13 protein-coding genes are annotated in these 18,283 nt (G+C 71.4%); 9 read left to right on the top strand and 4 right to left on the bottom strand.

The genetic code is table 11. From position 1 onward, the window contains the following. Positions 1-52 precede the first annotated feature (52 nt). The 3 genes from J1792_RS02345 to J1792_RS02335 all read left to right on the top strand — a co-directional run bounded on the left by J1792_RS02345 (position 53) and on the right by J1792_RS02335 (position 2,782). Positions 53-778 (top strand): ComF family protein, encoded by a 726-nt coding sequence (locus J1792_RS02345; RefSeq protein ID WP_207246588.1) that lies wholly within the window; start codon positions 53-55, stop codon positions 776-778. Between the two features lie 337 nt (positions 779-1,115). Then, positions 1,116-1,805, top strand: coding sequence for a ribosome hibernation-promoting factor, HPF/YfiA family (gene hpf, locus J1792_RS02340; protein WP_179198751.1), 690 nt, complete (start codon positions 1,116-1,118; stop codon positions 1,803-1,805). 233 nt (positions 1,806-2,038) lie between these two features. Continuing rightward, a complete protein-coding gene (locus J1792_RS02335; RefSeq protein WP_086566534.1) occupies positions 2,039-2,782 on the top strand; it encodes a response regulator in 744 nt (247 codons plus the stop codon). Between the two features lie 82 nt (positions 2,783-2,864). Here the strand turns inward: J1792_RS02335 and J1792_RS02330 are convergent, their stop codons facing one another. Both J1792_RS02330 and J1792_RS02325 read right to left on the bottom strand, forming a co-directional pair. Further along, complete coding sequence (locus J1792_RS02330) at positions 2,865-4,079, bottom strand: winged helix-turn-helix domain-containing protein (protein ID WP_372446062.1); 1,215 nt, start codon at positions 4,077-4,079, stop codon at positions 2,865-2,867. A 44-nt stretch (positions 4,080-4,123) separates the two neighbouring features. Then, positions 4,124-4,717, bottom strand: coding sequence for a GNAT family N-acetyltransferase (locus J1792_RS02325; RefSeq protein WP_207246587.1), 594 nt, complete (start codon positions 4,715-4,717; stop codon positions 4,124-4,126). A gap of 225 nt (positions 4,718-4,942) precedes the next feature. Between J1792_RS02325 and secA the strand changes: the two genes are divergently transcribed. Beyond that, entirely contained in the window at positions 4,943-7,768 is a 2,826-nt protein-coding gene (secA, locus tag J1792_RS02320; RefSeq protein WP_086566530.1) for a preprotein translocase subunit SecA, read from the top strand. 103 nt (positions 7,769-7,871) lie between these two features. Here secA and J1792_RS35675 read toward each other — a convergent pair whose 3' ends face one another. Then, complete coding sequence (locus J1792_RS35675; RefSeq protein WP_372446088.1) at positions 7,872-8,135, bottom strand: Rv3235 family protein; 264 nt, start codon at positions 8,133-8,135, stop codon at positions 7,872-7,874. Between the two features lie 470 nt (positions 8,136-8,605). Here J1792_RS35675 and J1792_RS02310 point away from each other — a divergent pair, with 470 nt between their 5' ends. From J1792_RS02310 to J1792_RS02295, 4 genes are all read left to right on the top strand, one after another. Further along, complete coding sequence (locus tag J1792_RS02310; RefSeq protein ID WP_086574223.1) at positions 8,606-9,109, top strand: DUF6912 family protein; 504 nt, start codon at positions 8,606-8,608, stop codon at positions 9,107-9,109. 43 nt (positions 9,110-9,152) lie between these two features. After that, the gene (locus tag J1792_RS02305; protein WP_086574221.1) at positions 9,153-9,899 is read left to right on the top strand and encodes an HAD family hydrolase; all 747 of its coding nucleotides are present in this window, start codon (positions 9,153-9,155) and stop codon (positions 9,897-9,899) included. 328 nt (positions 9,900-10,227) lie between these two features. Next, the gene (locus J1792_RS02300; RefSeq protein WP_207246586.1) at positions 10,228-15,234 is read left to right on the top strand and encodes an NAD-glutamate dehydrogenase; all 5,007 of its coding nucleotides are present in this window, start codon (positions 10,228-10,230) and stop codon (positions 15,232-15,234) included. A gap of 83 nt (positions 15,235-15,317) precedes the next feature. Next, on the top strand, positions 15,318-16,493 hold the full coding sequence (locus J1792_RS02295; RefSeq protein ID WP_143587841.1) for a hypothetical protein: 1,176 nt from the start codon (positions 15,318-15,320) through the stop codon (positions 16,491-16,493). Here J1792_RS02295 and J1792_RS02290 read toward each other — a convergent pair. Then, positions 16,421-16,942: a GtrA family protein gene (locus J1792_RS02290; protein WP_086574225.1), complete on the bottom strand. Its 522-nt coding sequence runs from the start codon at positions 16,940-16,942 to the stop codon at positions 16,421-16,423. The two genes, J1792_RS02295 and J1792_RS02290, sit on opposite strands and share 73 nt — an antisense overlap. A 198-nt stretch (positions 16,943-17,140) precedes the next feature. On the opposite strand from J1792_RS02290, the gene manB reads away from it, so the two are divergent. Next, on the top strand, positions 17,141-18,220 hold the full coding sequence (gene manB, locus J1792_RS02285; protein WP_207246585.1) for a mannose-1-phosphate guanylyltransferase: 1,080 nt from the start codon (positions 17,141-17,143) through the stop codon (positions 18,218-18,220). Positions 18,221-18,283 lie beyond the last annotated feature (63 nt).

Below are 18,283 nucleotides of genomic sequence, written 5' to 3'. Positions count from 1 at the left end.
GGGGTTTTCCACAGGGGTGGCGGGGGTGCCGCCGCGGCGGGACAGTAGAGGCATGCGCGGATGGTGGCGGGAGATCACGGGCCTGGTGCTGCCGCCGGTGTGCGCGGGTTGCGGGCGGTCCCGCCTTGTGCTGTGCGCGGAGTGCCGGATACGGCTGTGCGGTGGGCGGGCGCGCCGGGTGGTGCCGGATCCGGTGCCGCCGGGGCTGCCGTCGGTGCAGGCGGCCGCGCCGTACGCGGACGCGGTGCGGCATGTGCTGCTGGCGCACAAGGAGCGTGGAGCGATGGGACTGGCGGAGCCGCTGGGCGCCGCGCTGGCGGGCGCGGTCATGGGGGTGCGACGGTCCGGTGCGGCGGGGGATGTACGGGGCGGGAGCGGCCCTCTGCTGCTCGTCCCGGTGCCTTCCACGCGGAGGGCGGTGGCCGGGCGGGGGCATGACGCCGGGCGCCGGATCGCTCTGGCGGCGGCGCGCGGGCTGCGCGCCGCCGGGATACCGGCCCGGGTGGCGGCCGTGCTGCGGCTGCGGCGGGCGGTCGCGGATCAGGCGGGGCTGGACGCATCGCACCGCAGGGCGAATGTGGCGGGGGCGATGGGGGTAACAGAACGAGTGGGACGCCTGTGGCTGCAGGGAAAGCAGGTGATGGTGGTGGATGACCTGATGACGACCGGGGCCTCGCTGGCGGAGGCGGCGCGGGCGGTGTCCGCGGCGGGTGGCCGCGTCGTGGGTGCCGCCGTGATCGCGGCTTCCCCGCGTGCTTTCGAAAACCACCGGAACTGACGGAGAAGGCCCTTCGTTCCTGAGGGAAACGGCGGGAAAACACCTGAATGGAGGTACGTCGCGGTAGGGGGTACCGACGGGCTTCCCAGCGAGATATGTTCGGTTGTGAGGAATGGCAGGAGCTATGCCTCATATCTCCGATTGGCGCGTTTCGTACGCCTTCGATGAAGCTTGAGACAAGCGCGAAGGGGCTCGAAGCCAGGGGGTGCAGATCTTGTCGACGGGGGAGGAGGAGGTGGAAACCGCCTAGTCGGTGGCTCCGGAGAACCCCGGAGCCTGTTGCAAGAGGGATGCGCTCCGCAACCTTCGGCGGGGCGATCCGGGAACGGAGTTCTGCGTGGACATCGTCGTCAAGGGCCGCAAGACAGAGGTGCCCGAGCGGTTTCGCAAGCACGTGGCCGAGAAGCTGAAGCTGGACAAGGTCCAGAAGCTGGACGGCAAGGTGATTCGCCTCGACGTGGAGGTGTCCAAGGAGCCCAACCCCAGGCAGGCAGACCGGTCGGACCGGGTGGAGATCACGGTGATCTCCCGTGGACCGGTGATCCGGGCGGAGGCCGCGGCGACGGATCCCTACGCCGCGCTCGATCTGGCAACCAACAAGCTCGAGGCGCGACTGCGCAAGGAGCACGACAAGCGCCACGACCGCCGGGGCAACGGACGCATCCCGGCGAGCAACGTCGCGGCGACCGTCATCGGCGCCGCGGAACTCAACGACAGCGGTCAGCTGGCTTCGGAGCAGCAGACGGGCGGGGTGCCCGTCACACACATGGGTTCGCTGGAGGTCCAGGGCGAAGGGCCGCTGGTGGTCCGCGAGAAGACCCACTCCGCAGCCCCGATGACGCTCGACCAGGCGCTCTACGAAATGGAGTTGGTCGGCCACGACTTCTATCTGTTCGTCGACTCCGAGTCCAAGCTGCCCAGCGTCGTCTACCGGCGACACGCCTACGACTACGGCGTCATCCGCCTCAACGCCGACCCGCTCTTCGAGGCGGAGCCCGGCGGCTCGGGCGGAGCACTCGGAGGCTGAAGCGCGCGGCCACGGCCGCGATCGGCGGCCGTGGCCCGTGTGAGCCGTTGAACCCGTTGAAGGTGCCCCAGGAGCGCCGGTGCGCCCCCGGGGCACCGCCGTGCGACCGCGAAGAGCACTGCCCGGCGGCCCGGCATGGAATCATGAGGGGCCAACCTCCGGTCCTCCGAAACCGGTTGGGGCGGCGCAGACTGTGCAACCGCGAGGGGCCATGGCCTTCAGGGGGAGGAACGATGGCGGACAGGTTCGGACTCGTGACCGGGCCCGGTGAGGACGACGACGGGGGCGCCCACCCGGACCGGGGGGCCGCCCGGGCGGAGCCGATCCGGGTTCTGGTCGTGGACGACCACGCCCTCTTCCGCCGGGGACTGGAGATCGTCCTCGCGCACGAGGAGGACATCCTGGTCGTGGGGGAGGCCGGGGACGGCGCGGAGGCGGTGGACAAGGCGGCCGACCTGCTGCCCGACATCGTGCTGATGGACGTCCGCATGCCCAAGCGCGGCGGGATCGAGGCCTGCACCTCCATCAAGGAGGTGGCCCCCAGCGCGAAGATCATCATGCTGACGATCAGCGACGAGGAGGCCGACCTCTACGACGCCATCAAGGCCGGGGCGACCGGCTATCTCCTCAAGGAGATCTCCACGGACGAGGTGGCGACGGCCATCCGCGCGGTGGCGGACGGGCAGTCCCAGATCAGCCCCTCGATGGCGTCCAAGCTGCTGACCGAGTTCAAGTCGATGATCCAGCGCACCGACGAGCGACGGCTGGTGCCGGCGCCCCGGCTCACCGACCGCGAGCTGGAGGTGCTCAAGCTCGTGGCGACGGGGATGAACAACCGCGACATCGCCAAGGAGTTGTTCATCAGCGAGAACACCGTCAAGAACCACGTCCGCAACATCCTGGAGAAGCTGCAGCTGCACTCCAGGATGGAGGCCGTGGTCTACGCGATGCGGGAGAAGATCCTCGAGATCCGGTGACCGGTGACCGGTGACCGGAGCCCGGCGGTCCGTGATTCCGGTGTCCCCGGGCCCGTTCCGCCGGCGGCCCCGGCCGGTGCCGTCAGCCGAGGGCCGAGACCAGCGCCGCGGCCAGGCGGGCGTCGTCGCAGCGCTCGACGCGCACGGCGTCGCAGCCCACCCACTCCGCGGCCTCCCGCAGCGCCCGGGCCATGGGCTCCACGGCCCGGGGCCCCTCGAGGGAGACCTGCCGGGCCACCAGCGTCCGCCCCTCGCGCGCCGGGTCCACCCGCCCGGCCAGCCGGCCGCCCGTCAGCAGGGGCATCGCGAAGTAGCCGTGCACCCGCTTCGCCTTGGGCACGTACGCCTCCAGCCGGTGGGTGAAGCCGAATATCCGCTCCGTGCGCGGCCGGTCCCAGATCAGGGAGTCGAACGGCGACAGCAGCGTCGTGCGGTGCCGTCCCCGGGCGTCCTCGGCCAGCGCCGCCGGGTCCGCCCAGGCCGGCTTGGACCAGCCCGCCACCGCGACCGGGACCAGGCCCGTGCCCTCGATGACCGCGTCCACCTGCTCGCCCCTGAGCCGGTGATAGTCGGCCAGGTCCGCCCGCGTCGCCACGCCCATCGCCGCGCCGGCCTGCGCGACCAGGCGCCGGGTGCACTCGGCGTCGTCGAGGTCGTCGTGGAAGAGCGCGTCCGGCACCGCGCGCCGGGCCAGGTCGTACACCCGCTTCCAGCCGCGCCGCCGCGTGCACACCACCTCACCGGTGTCGAGCAGCCACTCCACCGCGATCTTGGTCTCGGACCAGTCCCACCACTCGCCGCCGTTGCGCGCGCCGCCCAATTCCGCCGCCGTCAGGGGCCCGTCGGCCTCGAGACGGGCGCGGACGGCCGCGCACGAGCGCTCGGAGTTCTGCATCACGTGCCAGCGGTGGCCGCGCGCCCGCAGGGCGCGGCGCCGGAAGGCGAAGAGCGGCCACTCCTCGACGGGCAGGATGCACGCCGCGTGCGACCAGTACTCGAAGGCGTGGTCACCGGACCAGTACGCCTCCTCGACCGCTTCCCGCCCGACCGCGCCCAGGCGCGCGTACGGCACCAGCTCGTGGGAACGCGCCAGCACCGAGATCGTGTCCAGCTGGACCGCGCCCAGCCGGCGCAGCACTCCGCGCGTCGCCGCGCGCCGGTCGGGCGCGCCGAGCAGGCCCTGGGCGCGCAGCGCCAGCCGCCGGGCCTCGTCGGCGGACAGTTCGGCCTCGGGCCGGGGCGTCGCGGGCGTACGGGCGGTGCTCGTACGGCCGTTGGGGGTGGCGGCGGTCGTCATACCCGTCACCCTAGAGCCGGCCACTGACATCGCCGCCGGGAAGATCAGCCGCGCTCGGGAAAGGGCAGGTAGGGCGTGGGCGACGGCATCCCGAGGTCGGAGGGGAGGAGGGATCCGGTCCAGGCGTCGCGGCGGGTGCCGTTGTGGTGGATCTTCGCGCGCTGGATCCCCTCCATCCGGAAGCCCGCCTTGAGCGCGACACGGCGCGAGCCCTCGTTCCCGGCCTCGGCGTACCACTCCAGGCGCTCGACGCCGAGGTCCTCGAAGGCCCAGCGGATCACCTCGCGCGCCGCCTCCACGGTGTGGCCGCGGCCGCGGGCCTCCTTGGCGGTCCAGTAACCGAGCTCCGCCTGCCGCTCGGGGGTGCGGAGCTCGGCGAGCCGGTGCAGGCCCATGGAGCCGACGAGGCGGTCGTCGTCGCGGCCGAAGAGCCCGAAGTTGTACATGGAGTCGTCGCGCCATCCGTTCGGGGACATCTCCTCGACGAAGGCGCGGGCGTGCTCCAGCGAGTAGGGGGAGGGCACGTGGGTGTAGCGCGGAATGTCCGGGTCCTGGCAGGCGGAGTGCACCGCGGGCACGTCGGCGGGGGTGAAGGGGCGCAGCACGAGCCGTTCGGTGGTCAGCTGTATGGGCTCCATGGCCGGAGTGTAGAGAGGAGCCCGCGGAACGGCGTCCGAATATCGGTGCCCGGCACCTTCCGGGAGCGCCGTTCGTTCTCCCTGTGGGTGACACCCGGCCTGGGTGGCGACGGACCTCCCGGCGCGGCGGGGTCCTCGCTTACGATGGCCGTTGCGGCGGGGACTGTCCCGTCGTGCCCGCGCACCCCACCGTGCCCAGGCCCGACCGGCAAGGAGCCAGCCTACGTGTCCGTCTTCGGCAAGATCATGCGTGCAGGAGAAGGCAAGATCCTGCGCAAGCTGCACCGCATCGCGGACCAGGTCAATTCCATCGAAGAGGACTTCCTCAACCTCTCCGACGCCGAGCTGCGTGGCCTGACCGAGGAGTACAAGCAGCGGTACGCCGACGGTGAGAGCCTGGACGACCTGCTGCCCGAGGCCTTCGCGACCGTCCGCGAGGCCGCCAAGCGCGTCCTCGGTCAGCGTCACTACGACGTGCAGCTCATGGGCGGTGCCGCCCTGCACCTGGGATACGTGGCGGAGATGAAGACCGGTGAGGGCAAGACCCTCGTCGGTACCCTCCCCGCGTACCTGAACGCGCTGTCCGGCAAGGGCGTCCACCTGATCACGGTGAACGACTACCTCGCGGAGCGCGACTCCGAGTTGATGGGCCGGGTGCACAAGTTCCTCGGCCTGTCGGTGGGCTGCATCCTCGCCAACATGACCCCGGCGCAGCGTCGCGAACAGTACAACTGCGACATCACGTACGGCACGAACAACGAGTTCGGCTTCGACTACCTGCGCGACAACATGGCCTGGTCGCAGGACGAGCTGGTCCAGCGCGGCCACAACTTCGCGGTCGTCGACGAGGTCGACTCCATCCTGGTCGACGAGGCCCGTACGCCGCTGATCATCTCCGGTCCGGCCGACCAGGCCACCAAGTGGTACGGCGACTTCGCCAAGCTGGTCACCCGGCTGACCAAGGGCGAGCCCGCCAACCCGCAGAAGGGCATCGAGGAGACCGGCGACTACGAGGTCGACGAGAAGAAGCGCACGGTCGCCATCCACGAGGCCGGCGTCGCCAAGGTCGAGGACTGGCTGGGCATCGACAACCTCTACGAGTCGGTCAACACCCCGCTCGTCGGCTATCTGAACAACGCCATCAAGGCGAAGGAACTGTTCAAGAAGGACAAGGACTACGTCGTCATGGACGGCGAAGTCATGATCGTCGACGAGCACACCGGCCGTATCCTCGCCGGCCGCCGCTACAACGAGGGCATGCACCAGGCGATCGAGGCGAAGGAAGGGGTGGACATCAAGGACGAGAACCAGACGCTCGCCACGATCACCCTGCAGAACTTCTTCCGCCTCTACGGCAAGCTGTCCGGCATGACCGGTACGGCCATGACCGAGGCCGCCGAGTTCCACCAGATCTACAAGCTCGGCGTGGTGCCGATCCCGACGAACCGGCCCATGCAGCGCATGGACCAGTCGGACCTGATCTACCGCACCGAGGTCGCGAAGTTCGCCGCCGTCGTCGAGGACATCGCCGAGAAGCACGAGAAGGGCCAGCCGATCCTGGTCGGCACCACCTCGGTCGAGAAGTCCGAGTACCTCTCGCAGCAGCTCGCCAAGCGCGGCATCCCGCACGAGGTGCTCAACGCCAAGCACCACGAGCGCGAGGCGTCGATCGTCGCCCAGGCCGGCCGCAAGGGCGCCGTCACGGTCGCCACCAACATGGCCGGCCGTGGTACGGACATCAAGCTCGGCGGCAACCCCGACGACCTCGCCGAGGCGGAGCTGCGCCAGCGCGGCCTGGACCCGGTCGAGCACGTCGAGGAGTGGGCGGCGGCGCTGCCCGACGCCCTCAAGAAGGCCGAGTCCGCGGTCAAGGAGGAGTTCGAGGAGGTCAAGTCGCTGGGCGGCCTGTACGTCCTGGGCACCGAGCGCCACGAGTCCCGCCGCATCGACAACCAGCTGCGCGGCCGCTCCGGCCGTCAGGGCGACCCCGGCGAGTCCCGTTTCTACCTGTCGCTGGGCGACGACCTGATGCGCCTGTTCAAGGCCCAGATGGTCGAGCGCGTGATGGCCATGGCCAACGTCCCCGACGACGTGCCGATCGAGAACAAGATGGTCACCCGCGCCATCGCCTCCGCCCAGTCCCAGGTCGAGCAGCAGAACTTCGAGACCCGTAAGAACGTCCTGAAGTACGACGAGGTGCTCAACCGCCAGCGCGAGGTCATCTACGGCGAGCGCCGCCGCGTCCTGGAGGGCGAGGATCTGCAGGAGCAGATCCGGCACTTCATGGACGACACCATCGACGACTACATCCGCCAGGAGACCGTCGAGGGCTTCGCGGAGGAGTGGGACCTCGAGCGGCTGTGGAGCGCCTTCAAGCAGCTCTACCCCGTGCGCGTGACCATCGAGGAGCTCGAGGACGCCGCCGGCGACCGCGCGGGCATCACCGCCGAGTTCATCGCCGAGTCCATCAAGGACGACATCGCCGAGCAGTACGCGGCTCGCGAGGAGCAGCTGGGCTCCGACATCATGCGCGAGCTCGAGCGGCGCGTCGTGCTGTCCGTCCTGGACCGCAAGTGGCGCGAGCACCTCTACGAGATGGACTACCTCCAGGAGGGCATCGGCCTGCGGGCCATGGCCCAGAAGGACCCGCTCGTGGAGTACCAGCGCGAGGGCTTCGACATGTTCACCGCCATGATGGAGGGCATCAAGGAGGAGTCCGTCGGCTACCTGTTCAACCTGGAGGTCCAGGTCGACCAGCAGCTGGAGGAGGTCCCGGTCGACGAGGCCGAGCGGCCGTCGCTGGAGAAGGTCCAGGACACCGTGCCTGCCGCCCGTCCCGAGATCCGTGCGAAGGGCCTCGCCGCCCCGCAGCGGCCCGACCGGCTGCACTTCTCCGCCCCTACCGTGGACGGCGAGGGCGGCGTGGTCGAGGGCGACTTCGCCAACGACGAGCCGGGTGAGTACCGCTCCGAGGCGGACGGCCTGACCCGCGCCGAGCGCCGCAAGGCGCAGCGCAGCGGTGGCGGTGGCGGCCGCCGTCGCAAGAAGTAGTCCGCACCGGCGGGCGCGGAGGGGCGGGACACCACGGGTGTCCCGCCCCTCCGGCGTTCTCCCCCCCCGCCCGCGGACCACCGCATGGCCGCGCTGCCCCGCGTCATGGCCGCCGCGCCCCGCCCAGCTCGACGGCCGAGCACCGCCAGCGCAGGTCGGGGCAGTGCTCGAGCCGGAAGGCCAGCGCCTGCAGCCGGTCGCCGGAGGCGATCCGCGCGTACGCCTCGATCACCCCGGGCCGGGGCCGGAACTCGTCGCAGCGGCGTACGACCGGGGTGGCGCCGCCCGGCGGCTCGGGGCGCAGGGGCGCGCCGGGGGCCAGCTCGGTCAGCTGGTCGTAGGCGGGGCCGAGGGCGTAGCCGAGCATCCAGTGCACCGGGCGCTGCCCGCTGAGGGTGAGCAGCAGGCGCTCGGCGAACCAGTAGCGGGGTGCCGCTCGCGTTCGCGGCGGCGGGCGGCGGGCCCGTCGGCCGGGCGCCGGGTGTCCGTACGCCGGGTGTCCGGCCGGCGTGGCGGCGCGTTCCTGAGGCCGCTCTTCGTCCTGTGCATCTCTCGCCCCCGCGGTGCCCGGGCCCGGTGCGTCGTACCGGGCGGTAGGTCGGTCGTGGATCTTCTACCGGCGCCTTCGCGGGGACGGCAAGGACGCGGCGCGGGCGACGGCGCGGCGGGCGGGGTTCACCTATCCGGGGAGGCGGGCCGTGTCGCGCGGGTGCGGCCGGGAACCCCGGTGACCGACGGGCCGGACCGTGGGGGTGACCGGCACTTCGAAGGGGGACTCGCGCCCGTATGCTGGCAGCACTGTTCGTAAGCCCTCAGTCACCCAGGAAAGCGGCGGTCATGCGCGTCTACGTCCCCCTGACCCTCCCCGGCCTCGCCGAGGCGCACAAGGCGGGCGAGCTGGGCCCGGCGCCGCTGGACGCCTACGCCGTCACTCCCGCCCTGCGCGAGTGGTACGTCTCGGAGGACATCGAGGAGCTGGAGTACGCGGCCCTCGGCCGCGCCGCCCAGGGCTCGCTGCGCCGGCTGGCCGCAGACCCGCGGGCCCCGCGCCGGCGGGTGGTCGTCGCCGTGGACGTGCCGGACGGCGCCGTGACCATCGACCCGGAGCGGGGCCTGGACCAGTCGGCGCTCGGCTGGGTGCGGCTGGCCGAGCCGGTGCCGCTGCGGAAGGCGGCGGCCGTGCACGTCGACTCCGACGACGCGGAGGAGGACGTGACCGCCGCTGCCGCCGCCCTGGGCGCGGCGGACCGGGGCGACGACGACGCGCAGTTCACGGTGGACGGCGCCGACGACCACGACCTGATGTGGTTCGGCGTGCAGGAGATCCCGAACCTGATCTGACACCGGTCCGGGGGTTGTCACAGCCCCCGGGTACCGTCTGGGCATGGGGACGCACAACGTAGAAGACGCTGGAAGCGCTGCCGCGGCCGAGGGCGCTGTGAAGACCGTGAACGCCGTGAAGGCCGTGAACGGGGACGGGCCGGCGCACCTCGTCTGGGACTGGAACGGCACGCTCTTCCACGACATCGACGCGGTGATATCGGCGAGCAACGCCGCCTTCGCCGAGATCGGCCTGGAGCCCATCACCCTCGCGCGCTACCGCGAGCTGTACTGCGTGCCGATCCCGCGCTTCTACGAGCGGCTGATGGGCCGCCTTCCCACCCCGGCCGAGTGGGACCACATGGACCTGGTCTTCCAGCGGTACTACCGGGACCACCTCATACGTTGCGCGCTCGCGGACGGGGCCGAGTCGCTGCTGCGGAGCTGGCAGGAGGCGGGCGGCACGCAGTCGATCATGTCGATGTACGGGCACGAGGACCTGCTGCCGCTGGTGCGCGGCTTCGGCATCGAGCGCCGGTTCATCCGAGTGGACGGACGTACGGGCCCGTCCGGCGGCAGCAAGGCGGAGCACATGGCCCGCCACATAGCCGGCCTGGACGGGGTGAGCGCCCGCCGCACGGTGGTCATCGGCGACGCAGTGGACGACGCCGTGGCGGCGGCCCACGTCGGTGCGCACGCCGTGCTGTACACGGGCGGTTCGCACAGCCGCGAGAGTCTGGCGGAGGCCGGTGTCCCGGTTGTGGACAGTCTGGCGGAGGCCGTCGCGGAGGCCGAGCGTCTCGTCGGGTGAGTCGTCGCTGTCCAGAGCGTCAAAGTTCGGGCCCCGGATTTGTACGAAAGCGGCTCGTGACGTTTTCGGGGGGAAGAGCGATAGCCTTACCAGGTGATCAGCGCGATATCCAGCAGGGGCGACGTCGCCCCTGCCCTGCGCCCGGGATGCCACCGCTCCCGGGCCGCCGCTGGTCCCCGGAACCGGGCGCTTCACACGAACTTCATCGAGAACGTCCCGGTCACCCCTCATCCCGGCATAACGTCGAAGACGACCGGAGACTCCGGGTCACGGCGTGAAGCCATCACCACCTATGTCTCGCAACGGCGCGCGACAGGAGCCAGAGGACATGCAGACCAAGCTGGACGAAGCCAAGGCCGATTTGCTCGAGCGGGCGGCCCGCGTCGCTGAAACCGGATCGGCCGGGGGCCCACGCCCGGCCGGACCCCAGGGTGAGGGCGGGGTCGACCACGAGACCATGACCGCCTACCTCCAGCGTTACTACCTGCACACCGCGCCCGAGGACCTCACCGGACGGGATCCGGTCGACATCTACGGCGCGGCCATGTCGCACTACCGCCTGGCCGAGCAGCGGCCGCAGGGCACCGCGAACGTGCGCGTCCACACCCCGACCGTGGAGGAGAACGGCTGGACGTCCAGCCACTCCGTGGTCGAGGTCGTCACCGACGACATGCCCTTCCTGGTCGACTCCGTCACCAACGAGCTCTCCCGGCAGAACCGCGGCATCCACGTCGTCATCCACCCGCAGGTGATCGTGCGCCGCGACGTGACCGGCCGCCTGCTCGAGGTCCTCGGCTCCGCCTGCGACGCCCACGGCACGGGCACGGACACCGAGGCGCCGCACGACGCGCTCGTCGAGTCCTGGATCCACGTCGAGATCGACCGCGAGACCGACCGCGACGACCTCAAGCAGATCGCCGCCGACCTGCTGCGCGTCCTCAACGACGTCCGCGAGACCGTCGAGGACTGGGGCAAGATGCGCGACGCCGCCCTGCGCATCGCCGACGGCCTCGCCGACGAGCCGACGAACGACATCCCCGGCACCGAGCTCGACGAGGCCCGTGAGCTGCTGCGCTGGCTCGCCGCCGATCACTTCACCTTCCTCGGCTACCGCGAGTACGACCTGACCAAGGTCGCCACCAGCGGCGGCGAGGAGGACGTCCTGACGGCCGTTCCCGGCACCGGGCTGGGCATCCTGCGCTCCGACCCCTCCCACACCCCCGACGGGCACCACGACGGCCACCACGCGCCGCTCTCGCGCCCCTCCTCGCCCTCCTTCAGCCGGCTGCCGGCGGACGCCCGCGCCAAGGCCCGCGAGCACAAGCTGCTGGTGCTGACCAAGGCCAACAGCCGCGCCACCGTCCACCGCCCCTCCTACCTCGACTACGTCGGGGTCAAGAAGTTCGACGCCGCGGGCAACGTCACCGGCGAGCGCCGCTTCCTGGGCCTGTTCTCCTCCGCCGCGTACACCGAGTCCGTGCGCCGCGTCCCGGTCATCCGCCGCAAGGTCGCCCAGGTCCTGGACGACGCCGGCTTCCGCCCCGACAGCCACGACGGCCGCGACCTGCTCCAGATCCTGGAGACCTACCCGCGCGACGAGCTGTTCCAGACGGACACCGACCAGCTGCGGTCCATCGCCACCAGCGTGCTCTACCTGCAGGAGCGCCGCCGGCTGCGGTCGTACCTGCGCCGCGACGAGTACGGGCGCTACTACTCCGCCCTGGTCTACCTGCCGCGCGACCGCTACACCACCGGCGTCCGGCTGCGCCTGATCGACATCCTCAAGGAGGAGCTCGGCGGCTCCAGCGTCGACTTCACCGCCTGGAACACCGAGTCGGTCCTCTCCCGCCTGCACTTCGTCGTCCGCGTCGAGCCCGGCGCCACCCTGCCCGACCTCACCGACGCCGACGCCGACCGCATCGAGCAGCGCCTGGTGGAGGCCGCCCGCTCCTGGGCCGACGGCTTCGCCGAGACGCTGACCGCCGAGGTCGGCGAGGAGCGCGCCGCCGAGCTGCTGCGCACCTACGGCCAGGCCTTCCCCGAGGGCTACAAGGCGGACCACAGCCCCCGCGGCGCCGTCTCCGACCTCGGTCACCTGGAGAAGCTGACCGCGGCCGGAGGCGACCGCGACTTCGAGCTGAGCCTGTACGAGCCGGTCGGCGCGAAGCCGGGCGAGCGCCGCTTCAAGATCTACCGCACGGGCGAGCCGGTCTCGCTCTCCGCCGTCCTGCCGGTGCTGCACCGCTTGGGCGTCGAGGTCGTCGACGAGCGCCCGTACGAGCTGCGCTGCTCGGACCGGGCCACCGCCTGGATCTACGACTTCGGGCTGCGGCTGCCCGACAACATCGTGGGCGACGACGCGCGCACCCGCTTCCAGGAGGCCTTCGCGGCCGTGTGGACCGGCGCCGCGGAGAACGACAACTTCAACAACCTCGTGCTGCGGGCCGGCCTCGACTGGCGGCAGGCGATGGTGCTCCGGGCGTACGCCAAGTACCTGCGGCAGGCCGGTACGACCTTCAGCCAGGCGTACATGGAAGACACCCTCAGCAACAACGTCCACACCACGCGGCTGCTGGTCAACCTCTTCGAGGCCCGGATGTCCCCGGCCCTCCAGCGCGCCGGCAACGAGCTCATCGACGGGATGGAGGAGGAGCTGGACGGTGCCCTCGACCAGGTCGCGAGCCTGGACGAGGACCGCATCCTGCGCTCCTTCCTGACCGTCATCAAGGCCACGCTGCGCACGAACCACTTCCAGCGCGACGCCGACGGCGCCCCGCACCCGTACCTGTCGATCAAGCTCGACCCGCAGGCCATCCCGGACCTGCCGGCGCCCCGCCCGGCCTTCGAGATCTGGGTCTACTCCCCGCGTGTCGAGGGCGTGCACCTGCGCTTCGGCAAGGTCGCGCGCGGCGGTCTGCGCTGGTCCGACCGGCGCGAGGACTTCCGCACCGAGGTCCTGGGCCTGGTCAAGGCGCAGATGGTGAAGAACACCGTCATCGTGCCCGTCGGCGCCAAGGGCGGCTTCGTCGGCAAGCAGCTGCCGGACCCGTCGGTGGACCGCGACGCGTGGCTGGCCGAGGGCATCGCCTCGTACAAGACCTTCATCTCCGGCCTGCTCGACATCACCGACAACATGGTCGGCGGCGAGGTCGTGCCGCCCAAGGACGTCGTCCGCCACGACGAGGACGACACCTACCTCGTCGTCGCCGCCGACAAGGGCACCGCGACCTTCTCCGACATCGCCAACGAAGTCGCGCAGTCCTACGGCTTCTGGCTCGGCGACGCCTTCGCCTCCGGCGGCTCGGCCGGATACGACCACAAGGGCATGGGCATCACCGCCCGCGGTGCCTGGGAGTCGGTCAAGCGCCACTTCCGCGAGCTGGGCCACAACACCCAGACCGAGGACTTCACGGTCGTCGGCGTCGGCGACATGTCCGGTGACGTGTTCGGCAACGGCATGCTGCTCTCCGAGCACATCCGCCTGGTCGCCGCCTTCGACCACCGGCACATCTTCCTCGACCCGACCCCGGACGCGGCCGTCTCCTACGCCGAGCGCCGCCGTCTGTTCGAGCTGCCGCGCTCCTCCTGGGCCGACTACGACACCTCCCTGCTGTCGCAGGGCGGTGGCATCCACCCGCGCACGGCCAAGTCGATCCCGGTCAACGCCCATGTGCGCAAGGCCCTGGGCATCGAGCCGGGCGTCACCAAGATGACCCCCGCCGAGCTGATGAAGGCCATCCTCAGCTCGCCGGTCGACCTGCTGTGGAACGGCGGCATCGGCACGTACGTCAAGGCGTCCACCGAGTCGCACGCCGACGTGGGCGACAAGGCCAACGACGCCATCCGCGTCGACGGCCAGGACCTGCGGGTCAAGGTCGTCGGCGAGGGCGGCAACCTGGGCCTGACCCAGCTCGGCCGCATCGAGTTCGCGCTGACCGGCGGACCGGAGTCCACCGGCGGCAGGATCAACACCGACGCCATCGACAACAGCGCCGGCGTGGACACCTCCGACCACGAGGTGAACATCAAGATCCTGCTCAACGCCCTCGTCATCGACGGCGACATGACCGTCAAGCAGCGCAACAAGCTGCTGGCGGAGATGACCGACGAGGTCGGCGAGCTGGTGCTGCGCAACAACTACGCGCAGAACGTCGCCCTGGCCAATGCCGTGGCCCAGGCCCCCAGCCTGCTCCACGCCCACCAGCGGATCATGCGCAGGCTCACCCGCGACGGCCACCTGGACCGCGCGCTGGAGTTCCTGCCCAGCGACCGGCAGATCCGCGAGCGGCTGTCGGCCGGCCGCGGGCTGACCCAGCCCGAGCTGGCGGTCCTCCTCGCCTACATCAAGATCACCACGGCCGAGGAGCTGCTCACCACCGAGCTGCCCGACGACCCGTACCTGCAGCGACTGCTCTACGCCTACTTCCCGCAGGCGCTGCGCCAGTCGTTCGGCGAGCAGATCGACAGCCACGCGCTGAGCCGCGAGATCATCACCACCGTCCTGGTGAACGACACCGTCAACACCGGTGGTTCGACCTTCCTGCACCGCCTGCGGGAGGAGACCGGGGCCTCGCTGGAGGAGATCGTCCGGGCGCAGACCGCGGCCCGCGAGATCTTCGGTCTCAACGCCGTGTGGGACGCCGTCGAGGCGCTGGACAACGAGGTCGCCGCCGACGTCCAGACCCGCGTGCGGCTGCACTCGCGCCGTCTGGTCGAGCGCGGCACGCGCTGGCTGCTCAACAACCGGCCGCAGCCGCTGCAGCTGGCGGAGACCATCGAGTTCTTCCGCGACGGCGTGAACGCGGTCTGGGCCGAGCTGCCCAAGCTGCTGCGCGGCGCCGACATGGAGTGGTGGCAGTCCATCCACGACGAGCTCGTCGCCGCCGAGGTGCCCGACGAGCTGGCGGTCAAGGTCGCCGGATTCTCGTCCGCCTTCCCGGCGCTCGACGTCGTCGCCACCGCCGACCGTTCGGGCAAGCAGCCGCTGGACGTGGCCGAGGTCTACTACGACCTGGCCGACCGGCTGCACATCACCCAGCTGATGGACCGGATCATCGAGCTGCCGCGGTCCGACCGCTGGCAGTCCATGGCCCGTGCCTCCATCCGTGAGGACCTCTACGCCGCCCACTCGGCGCTCACCGCCGAGGTCCTGTCGGCCGGCAACGGCGCCTCCACCCCGGAGGAGCGCTTCGTGGAGTGGGAGGAGCGCAACGCCGCGATCCTGACCCGGGCGCGCACGACGCTGGACGAGATCCGCGGCTCGGACGCCTTCGACCTGGCCAACCTGTCGGTGGCGATGCGCACGATGCGCACGCTGCTGCGCACCCACGGCTGAGGCGCGGCCTCCGCATCGGTATGAAAGGGGCGGCTCCGGGGAAAACCCCCGGAGTCGCCCCTTTCGCATGCTAAGAGAGACGGATGGCAGTCGTTCCACGGCTCGTTTCCCGCCCGTCACGGCTCGTATCCCTCCCCGCCCGTCGCGAGACGGCCGTCGCGGTGGCCCTCCATCTGGCCGTGGCGGCCGTCGGCTTCGCCGTCCTGCTGCTGGTCAGCCACCACCTCGGGCACGGGGTGCGCTGGGTGCTGTACCGCTGGGACAGCGGCCACTACCTGCGCGTCGCCGAGCGCGGTTACCCCAGTGCCATCGTCTACCGCCCCGACGGGACGCCCGCGTACAGCCGGCTCGCCTTCTTCCCGCTCGTGCCGGCCCTCATCCGCGCCGCACACCTGCTGACCGCGCTTCCCTACGCGTACGCGGGCGTGCTCGTCTCCTGGTGCGCCGCCGCGGCGGCCGCGGCCGGGGTGTTCGCGCTCGTACGGGCGGCCGGGGGCGGCGCGGGCGCCGGGTACGCGTGCGTGGCGCTGTGGTCCTGCTCGCCGTACGCCTTCGCGCTGTGGGTGCCGTACTCGGAGGCGGTCTTCAGCGCGCTGCTGGTGTGGGCCCTGGTGGCCCTGCTGGCGGCCCGCTGGCTGACGGCCGGCGTGCTGTGCGCGCTGGCCGGCGCCGTCAGACCCACGGCCACGGTCCTCATCGCGACGCTGGCGCTGGCGGCGGGCTGGGCGGTGCTGCGGGGCCGGGACGGCTGGCGGCCGTGGGCGGCGCTGGCGCTGGCGCCGCTGGGGCTGGTGGCCGGGTGGCTGTTCCTGGGCAGCAGGGTGGGTCGCTGGGACGGCTGGTTCGAGGCGGAGCGGGCCTGGGGTCAGTCCTTCGACTTCGGCGCGGGCACGGTCGGGTTCCTGTGGGAGGTCTTCCTCCACCGCGACGGGCAGGCCGAGGACGTACGGCATGTGGCCGTGGTGGCGGTGGTGCTGCTGACGGCCGTGGGGGCGCTGGCCCTGGCGCTGGACCGGAGCGTGCCGTGGCAGCTGGCCGCGCTGGTCGCCGCGGCCTGGCTGCTGATGATGGGGACGCCGGGCTCGCAGTTCTCCAAGCCACGCTTCATGCTGCCGTTCCTGCCGGTTCTGCTGCTGTTGGTGGCCAGGCCGCTCGCGCGTGTTCCGCTTGGGGTGCGGTGCTGTCTCTACGGTGGAGGTGCGGTGGTCTCGGGTTGGTACGCGGCCGGTTTGCTCGTGCTGTTCGACGGCTCGCCGTGACCGTCGCCGGCCGCGCCGTCGTGCTCGGACGCCCGCCGCGGGACGTGGCCGGGCAGGGCGCGGAACACCCAGGCGCGGTAGGACCAGAAGCGGAACAGCGTGGCCGTGGCGATGCCGGCGAACTTGAAGACGTTGCTGAGGAAGGGGCTCGCCCATCCGAAGCCGTAGGTGGCGGCGTAGAGGATGCCGTTCTCGATGACCAGCCCGACGCCGCTGAAGGCGGCGAAGAGGAAGACCTCCCTGCTGCGGTGGCTCTTGTCGCGGTCCCGGTAGGTGAAGTAGCGCAGGCCGAGGTAGTTGAAGGCGATGGCCACGGTGGTCGCGATCACGCTGCAGCGCACCACCGGCAGTCCGGTGGCCCCGCGGCAGATGTTGAAGACGCCGAGGTTGACGAAGATCCCCAGGCCGCCCACCGTGCCGAACTTCGCGAACTCGTGAACGAGCGCCAGCAGGCGGCCGCGGCCACGCGCGCGTGCCCCTCTCGTCGCTCTCCCTCTCGTCCCTCTCGATGGTGTCGGTCGCAAGGGCTTCTCCCGATACGGTCGCCACGCCTAGCGGACATTTCACGCAGACAACCGATTGTAGTGTAAATTGCCGCAAAAAAAGACGCACTGCGATGAGGCGACCACAACGGGCGAGGAACTGGCATGACAGAGGCGGTACTGCTCGTCGGCGGCAAGGGCACTCGGCTCCAGCCGCTCACCATCAACACGCCCAAGCCCATGGTCCCGGCGGCGGGAGTGCCCTTCCTGGCCCACCAGCTGGCCCGCGCGAGAGCCGCCGGGGTGGACCACGTCGTGCTCGCCACCTCCTACCTCGCGGAGGTCTTCGAGCCCTACTTCGGCGACGGCTCCGCCCACGGCCTGCGGCTCACCTACGTCACCGAGGACGAGCCCCTGGGCACCGGCGGCGCCATCCGCCACGCCGCCCGCGCGCTGACCTCCGGGCCCTCCGACCCCGTCCTGGTCCTCAACGGCGACATCCTCACCGGCCTCGACATCCGCGGCCTGCTCCTGCGCCACGAACGGGCGCAGGCCGACGTCACCCTCCACCTGACGCGGGTGGCGTCCCCCGGTGCCTACGGGCTCGTGCCCACCGACGCCGACGGCCGGGTCCTCGCCTTCACCGAGAAGCCGCAGCGGCCCGAGGAGATCGTCACCGACCAGATCAACGCCGGCTGCTACGCCTTCCGGCGCGAGGTGATCGACGCCATCCCCGGCGACCGCCCGGTCTCCGTCGAACGCGAGACCTTCCCCGGCCTGCTCGCCGACGGCGCGCTGCTGCACGGCGTGGTCGACGCCTCGTACTGGCTGGACGTCGGCCGCCCCGCCTCCTTCGTCCAGGCCTCCGCCGACCTCGTGCGCGGCGTCGTCCGCTCCCCGGCCGTCCCCGGGGAGCCCGGCGAACACCTCGTGCTGCCCGGCGCCCGCATCGAGCCCGGCGCCCGGATCGGCGGCGGCACCGTCGTCGGATCCGGCGCCCACATCGCGGCCGGAGCCGACGTCCAGGGGTCCGTCGTCCTCGACGGCGCCCGCATCGAGGCGGACGCGCGCGTGCGCGCCTCCATGGTCGGCAGCCGCGCCCGGGTGGGCCCGCGGACCGTGCTCGACGGCGCGGTGATCGGCGACCACTCCCGGATCGGCGCGGACAATGAACTGCGCGAGGGGGCCCGCATCTGGTGCGGCACGGCCATCCCCGACGCCGCCATCCGCTTCTCCGCCGTGTGACCCCCGCTCCCGCCCGCCCTCCACCGGTCGTGGTCTTCTCCGCCGGTCGTACCGACAAGGAAC

This window comes from Streptomyces triculaminicus, from assembly GCF_017349075.1.
GTDB lineage: Bacteria > Actinomycetota > Actinomycetes > Streptomycetales > Streptomycetaceae > Streptomyces > Streptomyces triculaminicus.
This window is presented reverse-complemented; position numbering and strand designations above follow the sequence as displayed.